The sequence below is a fragment of the Oerskovia sp. Root22 genome, assembly GCF_001429135.1.
Taxonomy (GTDB): Bacteria; Actinomycetota; Actinomycetes; order Actinomycetales; family Cellulomonadaceae; genus Oerskovia; species Oerskovia enterophila.
This window is the reverse complement of the sequence record NZ_LMIL01000009.1, coordinates 503,068-510,468: the sequence shown is the minus strand read 5'-3', so window position 1 is coordinate 510,468 and position 7,401 is coordinate 503,068. Positions and strand designations below refer to the sequence as shown.

General features: G+C 72.9%; 6 protein-coding genes. 5 read left to right on the top strand and 1 reads right to left on the bottom strand.

Going from position 1 to position 7,401, the window contains the following annotated elements; all coding sequences use genetic code 11:
* Window positions 1–227 precede the first annotated feature (227 nt).
* Entirely contained in the window at window positions 228–551 is a 324-nt protein-coding gene (locus ASE15_RS12715; protein WP_056763583.1) for a DUF2277 domain-containing protein, read from the top strand.
* A gap of 88 nt (window positions 552–639) precedes the next feature.
* Window positions 640–927 (top strand): hypothetical protein, encoded by a 288-nt coding sequence (locus ASE15_RS12710; protein ID WP_322788314.1) that lies wholly within the window; start codon window positions 640–642, stop codon window positions 925–927.
* A 50-nt stretch (window positions 928–977) separates the two neighbouring features.
* Here the strand turns inward: ASE15_RS12710 and ASE15_RS12705 are convergent, their stop codons facing one another.
* The gene (locus ASE15_RS12705; protein ID WP_056650073.1) at window positions 978–1,211 is read right to left on the bottom strand and encodes a hypothetical protein; all 234 of its coding nucleotides are present in this window, start codon (window positions 1,209–1,211) and stop codon (window positions 978–980) included.
* Window positions 1,212–1,437: 226 nt separating this feature from the next.
* Here ASE15_RS12705 and ASE15_RS12700 point away from each other — a divergent pair, with 226 nt between their 5' ends.
* The 3 genes from ASE15_RS12700 to ASE15_RS12690 are packed head-to-tail and all read left to right on the top strand — an operon-like array spanning window position 1,438 to window position 7,388.
* The gene (locus ASE15_RS12700) at window positions 1,438–3,306 is read left to right on the top strand and encodes a SulP family inorganic anion transporter (RefSeq protein ID WP_082618420.1); all 1,869 of its coding nucleotides are present in this window, start codon (window positions 1,438–1,440) and stop codon (window positions 3,304–3,306) included.
* A gap of 54 nt (window positions 3,307–3,360) precedes the next feature.
* Window positions 3,361–5,640: a glycogen debranching protein GlgX gene (gene glgX, locus ASE15_RS12695; RefSeq protein WP_056650077.1), complete on the top strand. Its 2,280-nt coding sequence runs from the start codon at window positions 3,361–3,363 to the stop codon at window positions 5,638–5,640.
* Complete coding sequence (locus tag ASE15_RS12690) at window positions 5,637–7,388, top strand: hypothetical protein (RefSeq protein WP_056763581.1); 1,752 nt, start codon at window positions 5,637–5,639, stop codon at window positions 7,386–7,388. The genes glgX and ASE15_RS12690 overlap by 4 nt, the downstream gene beginning before the upstream one ends.
* The last annotated feature ends 13 nt before the right edge of the window (window positions 7,389–7,401 follow it).

The window sequence follows — 7,401 nt, the reverse complement described above, 5'->3', positions numbered from 1 at the left end:
TAGCGCGCTTCCCTGACACGGAAGAGGTCACTGGTTCGATCCCAGTATCGCCCACCACCACGAAGGCCGTCCCACCCGGGACGGCCTTTTGTCATACCCCCTCGGGCCCCGGAGCTCGCCGAGCACGATGACGAGTACTTCTCGACTCACGCCGAGCTGTTCGAGGGATCGCGTGCGACTCGACCCGTCCCTTGTCGCGGTGGCGGGTCGCACGTAGCGTCGGGAGCATGTGCCGCAACATCACCGCCCTGCGGGGGCTCGAACCGCCCGCCACCGACGAGGAGATCCAGGCGGCGGCCTTGCAGTTCGTCCGCAAGGTCGCCGGGGTCCAGAGCGTCAGCGCAGCGACCAGTGCGCCCATCGACACGGCCGTCGCCGAGATCGCCGCGACCGTCACACGGCTGCTCGCCGAGCTGCCCGAGCGCCGTCAGCCACCGAGCACGGTCCCCCCGCTGCGCCGGGCCGAGGTCCGGGCCAGGATCGCCGCACGCGAGGCCGCAGAGGCCGCGCACGAACGAGCGCACGAGCTGGGCCTCGTCCACGAGCACTGAGGCCGGTCCACGGCGCACCCGTCCAGGGAACCTCGTGCGCGACGCCCTCGTTCACCTCACGTCCCGCGCGAGCGTCTAGGCTCGTCGGGTGGACTCCCCCGCCAACGAACCCGTCAGCGCCTCGATGCGCCGCGCCAAGGCCGAGGCCCGCACCTCGCACGTCACGATCGGCCACGTCCGACGGGTCGCCGACGGCCGGGTGACGATCGACTGCTCGTGCGGCATGCAGCTCACCAACGGGCCGGACTGGTCGCTCGACGAGCACATCCGGCTGCACCGGGCCGAGGCTCGCTACGTCGCGCTGAGCAAGGTCGCGCCTGCCGGCATGCCGCGACTCGTCGCCGTGGACCAGGACCGGCTGCCGACGCTCGGCTAAGAGTCGACCGGCACGACCGACTCACGGTCCGACGTGCCGTCAGAAGCCCGTCAGAGCTCGTCCGGGTCGTCCCACGACCGCCCGCTCGACATCCCGTCGGTGGCCCGCCGCTCCTCGTCGGCGAGCGACTGCGGAGCCTTGGAGGCGTCCCCGCCCTCGCGGACGTCGGCCTCTGCCTCCTGTTCCAGGGTCAGCCGGGAACGCGGGGAGATGCGTGCGGACGAGACGTCGCTCTCGTTCAGGTCGACCGCGTCAAGGGCGCGGTCCTCGCTCGTGCTGCTCATACCCCTGGTCTAGCAGGTCCCACGGCCCCACGCACGGCTCCGCGCCGACCAGGACAGGGCTGCGGCGGCGAGATCACCCGTCAAGGCTGGTCGGTGAGTCGCAAGCTTCGAGCGATCCGGACGAGATCCGCGCTTGGCACACTATTTATGCATGGGAACAGACCGACGCAGCTCCGCCGTCGGGCCCCGAGGCGCGCTCACGCTCCCCCCGGGCGATACTCGGGCCATGGCTGCCCCGGCTCCTCCCCGGGCCCTCCGGGGCCTCTTCCCCACCCTGCACGGGTACCGCATCGCGTCGCTGCGCACCGACGTGCTCGCCGGCCTCACGGCCGGCGCCGTCGTGGTCCCCCAGGCCATGGCGTACGCGACGATCGCCGACCTGCCCGTCCAGTACGGGCTCTACACGTGCATGCTCCCGATGGTCGTCTACGCGGCCCTGGGCGGATCGCGCGCGCTGAGCATGTCGACCACCTCGACCATCGCGACCCTCGTCGCGACCTCCCTCGTCGGCCTCTCGACCGTCAGCGGCGGTGGTGACTCCGAGGCGCGGATCCGGGCGCTCGCGACCCTCACGGTCCTGGTCGGGGTCATGCTGCTCGTCGCGCGCGTCCTGCGGCTGGGCTCGCTCGTGCAGAACATCAGCCACGCGACGCTCACGGGCATCAAGGCGAGCGTCGGGCTGACCGTCGCGGTCGGGCAGGTCCCCAAGCTCCTCGGGGCGCGCGAGACGCTCCACGGGCACGGGTTCGTCCCCGAGCTCCGCGCAGCCTTCCGTGCGTTCTCGGACGTCAACGGGACGACCGTGCTCCTCTCGGTCGTCTCGCTCGCGGCCCTCGTCCTCGTCAGCAGGGTCTGGCCCCGGCTCCCCGCCCCCTTGATCGTCGTGACGGGTGGCATCCTCGCCGCGACGTTCGGCGGCATCACCGACCGCGGCGTGAGCCTCGTCTCCCCGATCCCTGCCGGCCTGCCCACGATCGTCCTCCCCCGGCTCGGCGACGTGCCCCACCTGCTGCCCGCGGCCGCTGCCATCGCCATCATGGCCTTCCTCGAGTCCGTCGCAGTCGCCCGCGAGGTCCGCAACCGCAAGGACCCGCGCATCGACCCCGACCAGGAGCTGCTCGCCGTCGGGGCGGCGAGCCTCGTCGGCGGGTTCACGGCCGTCATCCCTGCCGCGGGCGGCTTCTCCCAGTCCGCGGTCGCCCAGCGCGCCGGGGCGCGGAGCCAGGTCGTGAGCGTCGTGACCGCGCTGCTCGCGGTCCTCGTCGCCATCTTCCTCGCCCCCGTACTCGACCACATGCCCGAGGCGACGCTCGGTGCGGTCGTTCTCGTGGCCACGCTCGGGCTCGTGGACGTGCGAGAGTTCCGGGCCCTGACACGCTTCGACATGTCCGAGCTGTGGATCGCGGTCGCGACCACTCTCGTCGGGCTCCTCTCCGGGCTCCTCGCGGGAGTGGCCGCGGGCGTGCTCATGACGCTCTTCATCGTGCTGCGCGACCTCGACCGCCCCCAGGTCGAGGTCCTGCGGCACGGCCCGGGAGGGTGGGAGCCCTCGCCGGACGAGCCGCTGCAGCACGACGCTCCGACGGCGGGCGGCATCTCGCACGCCGCCGGCACCACGGGTCCCACGAGCGACCCCGGCCCCACGGACACGAGCCCGCTCTCGGACAGCAGCCTCCTCGTGCTCCGGCTCCGCGGCATGCTCTACACGGCCAACGTGCGTCCCACGGTCGAGCGGACGGCACAGCTCGTCCGGGCCGCGAGCGCCCGGACCGTCGTGCTCGAGGTGAGCGCCATGGACTGGGTGTCCTCGACGGTCGTCGACGAGCTCGAGGACCTCGACGACGAGCTGGCCGAGAACGGCTGCCGACTGTTCCTCACCGGGGTCGCGCCGGCGCTCGAGCCGCGGCTGCGCGCCTCGGACTGGTTCCGGGAACTCGAGGCCCAGGGCAGGGTCGTGAGCACGATCGACGCGGTGGAGGTCGCGGGGCGCGCACCCCACCCGCCGGAGACGACGACCCCGGGGCGCGCGACGTCGTCGGGCGCCGACGTGCCTCCGGACGGCCCTGGCACCCCCTCCGCGAGCGCCCCTCCCTGAACGTCGGGGCGTGCCGTGGGCGACAACGGGCGCCCGGGATGAAAGGGTCGACCCATGCAGACCTGGCCGGGCCGACCGTATCCGTTGGGCGCGACGTTCGACGGGACGGGGACGAACTTCGCCCTCTTCTCGGAGGTCGCCGAGAAGGTCGAGCTGTGCCTGATCGGCGACGACCTCGACGAGGAGGGTCGCCCCCGCGAGACGCGCGTCCTGCTCGAGGACGTCGACGCCCACGTGTGGCACGTCTACCTGCCGGGCCTGGGCCCGGGCGTGCGCTACGGCTACCGGGTGCACGGCCCGTACGACCCGGCCGCAGGCCACCGGTGCAACCCTGCGAAGCTCCTGGTCGACCCGTACGCCAAGGCGATCGACGGGCAGGTCGACGGCGACGAGTCCCTGTTCTCCTACCGGTTCGGCGAGACGCCGGCCGTGCAGGCCGCGACGGGCGGCGCCCTCGGGGCGGTCGCCGGCGGGTCCGAGGGCAGCTCGCCCGACGGCACCGACGACGAGCCGCACGAGTCCTCCGGGGAGCCCCCGGCCCCGCCCTCGCCGAGCAACACCGAGGACTCGCTCGGGCACACCATGCTCTCGGTCGTCGTCAACCCCTTCTTCGACTGGGGCCACGACCGCCCGCCCCAGCACGACTACCACGACTCGGTCATCTACGAGGCCCACGTGCGGGGCATGACCATGCTCCACCCCGACGTGCCCGACGAGCTGCGCGGGACGTACGCGGGCATGGCCCACCCGGCCGTCGTCGAGCACCTGCGCGCCCTGGGCGTCACGGCCGTCGAGCTCATGCCGGTGCACCAGTTCGTCAACGACCCGAGCCTTGTCGCCAAGGGGCTGTCGAACTACTGGGGCTACAACACCATCGGCTTCTTCGCGCCCCACAACGGCTACACCGCGTACGGCACGCGCGGGCAGCAGGTCATGGAGTTCAAGGCCATGGTCAAGGCGCTCCACGAGGCCGACATCGAGGTGATCCTCGACGTGGTCTACAACCACACGGCAGAGGGCAACCACCTGGGTCCCACGCTGTCGTTCCGCGGGATCGACAACGCCGCGTACTACCGGCTCGTCGACGGCGACGAGGCCCACTACTTCGACACGACGGGCACGGGCAACTCGCTGCTCATGCGCTCGCCCCACGTGCTCCAGCTCATCATGGACTCGTTGCGGTACTGGGTCACCGAGATGCACGTCGACGGGTTCCGCTTCGACCTCGCCGCGACGCTCGCCCGCCAGTTCCACGAGGTGGACCGGCTCTCGGCGTTCTTCGACATCGTCCAGCAGGACCCGGTCGTGTCCCAGGTCAAGCTCATCGCCGAGCCCTGGGACCTGGGCGACGGTGGCTACCAGGTCGGCGGGTTCCCTCCCCTGTGGACCGAGTGGAACGGCCGCTACCGCGACACCGTGCGCGACTTCTGGCGCGGGGAGCCCGCCATGCTGCCCGAGTTCGCGAGCCGCCTGACTGGCTCCTCTGACCTGTACGAGCACTCGGGCCGCAAGCCCATCGCGTCGATCAACTTCGTCACGGCCCACGACGGCTTCACGTTGACGGACCTGGTGTCGTACGACGAGAAGCACAACGAGGCCAACGGCGAGGGCGGGGCCGACGGCGAGAACCACAACCGCTCGTGGAACTGCGGCGTCGAGGGCCCCACCGACGACCCCGAGGTCCGAGCGCTGCGGGCGCGTCAGCGGCGCAACTTCCTCGCGACGCTCCTGCTCTCCCAGGGCGTCCCCATGCTCTCCCACGGCGACGAGATCGGCCGCACCCAGCGCGGCAACAACAACGGGTACTGCCAGGACAACGAGATCACGTGGATGGACTGGGGAGGCGCGGACGGGCTCGACGAGGAGCGCAGCAGCCTCCTGGACTTCGCCCGCCGCATGGTCGAGATCCGGCGCGCGCACCCGCTCCTGCACCGGCGTCGCTTCTTCCAGGGCCCTGCGGGCACACCCGACGGCGAGATCCCGGACATCGACTGGTTCGACCTCTCGGGCAGCCGCATGGACTCGACCGACTGGAACCAGGGGTACGCGCAGTCCGTCATGGTGTTCCTGGGCGGGGACGACCTGCCCGAGCGGGACCGGCGCGGGGAGCCCATCGTCGACGACTCGTTCCTGCTGCTGCTCAACGCCTCGGACCGCGCGCTCGACTTCACGCTGCCCGTCGCCACCTACGGTGCGTCGTGGCGCACGCTCGTGAGCACGGCGGACGGGGCCGAGCCGGAGCCCCTGACGTACCGCGCGGGCGACCACCTCACGGTCTCGTCGTTCGCCACGGTCCTGCTCGTGCGAGCCCAGGGAGAGGCGCACGCCGGATGACCTCGCGCTACCGCAACACCGCCAAGCCGCCCGACGACGCCCCCATGATCCCCGTCCCCGGGCCGCGTCCCGTCGTCTGGGCCCCGCGCGCCCGCACGATCGAGGTCGTCCTGCCCCGCAGGGCACCGCACGACGAGGACGGTGCAGGGACCGACGCCGCTCCCGGGCCCGCCGCAGAGCCCGAGCGCCGACCCCTGCGCCTGATCGGGATGCACGTGCCCAACTGGTGGGGAGCCGACGACGAGCTCGCGCCGGGCACCGACTACGGGTTCTCGATCGACGGCGGCCCGCCGCTGCCCGACCCGCGCAGCCCCCGCCAGCCGCACGGCCTGCTCGGCTGGAGCCGCTCGTTCGACCCGGCGTTCGACTGGTCCGACGAGGCGTGGCAGGGGCCCGACGCGCGGGGCGCGGTCCTCGACGTCGACGTCACGACGTTCACCCCCGAGGGCACGCTCGATGCAGCCGCCGCGCGACTCGACGCGTTGTCGGCGCTGGGCGTCGCGGTCGTCGAGCTGCGGACGATCGGGTCGGTCGCGGGCGTGCTGTGCCCCCATCTCTACACGGTGTGCGAGGAGATCGGCGGCCCGCGCGCGCTCCAGCGGTTCGTCGACGCGGCCCACGCGCACGGGATCGGCGTCTCGCTCGGGGTCGCCTACCACCGCGCCGCCCCCGGGGCGGCCTTCCTCGAGGCCTACGCCCCCTACCTGGCGCCGCTGCGGACCCGGCGGCGCACGCCCGGCTCTCCCCTGCCCTCGCTCCCCCTGCGGGACGAGCCGGCCGCCGAGGTGCCGGCAGACCTGCCCTCGGGGCGCCGGATCAACCTCGACCGGGCCGGCAGCAGGGAGGTCCACGACTGGGTCGTCGACAGCGCCGAACGGTGGTTCGACGACTTCCACGTCGACGCGCTGCGCATCGCCAGGGTTCAGGACCTCGCCGACGCCTCGCCCGTGCACCTCCTGGTCGAGGTCGCGCGGACGGCGGACGCCGCGTCGCTCGCGCACGGGCGCCCCGTCCGGCTCGTGGGCGAGTGCGAGACCGCGGAGCCCCGGCTGCTCGTCCCGGCCGAGCAGGGGGGCCGGGGACTGGGCACCCTGTGGGTCCGTGGGCTCGAGCGGTCGTTCCACGCCCTGGTCGCGGGCGCCCGCGAGGGTGACGCCACGTGGTTCAACGCCCTGAGCAGGATCCTGACCATGCCGGACGCCGCGCAGATCATGCTCGGCCTCGAGTCCACGGAACGCGTCGACGAGGACGGGCAGGCGATCGTGACCGCGCTGCTCCTCGCCTCGGCGTTCGTCCCCCGCCTCGAGGAGCCCGCGACCGACCGCCTGCGCGCCTGGACCAGCACGCTCCTGCGCCTGCGCCGCGCCGTGCGGGACGACGCGGTCCTCATCGTGCGCCGGGGTCCGGGAGGCGTCGTGCTCGTCCAGCGCGGGAACGTCGTCACGGTCGTCAACGTGGGGCCGCACCCGCGGACCGCGCTGCTCCCCTCGTCCCGTCGCGCCTGGAGCGTGGCCGCCCGGTGGTCGTCACCGAGCGAGCCTGCAGACGCTGCCGGCCCTCCCAGCGCGGTGGACCCAGCCGACCGTCCCGGCACCGCCGACACCCGCGGCACTGCCGGTACCGCCGCGCGCTCCCGGCCCGACCCCGCGAGCGCGCGCCATGATCTCGAGCCCCTCGCGCCTGCCCCCGTCGACGAGTCGTCCGTGCGTGTCGCGGGTCGTTCGGCTGTCGTCCTGACCTCGAGGTGACTAGCCTCACCCG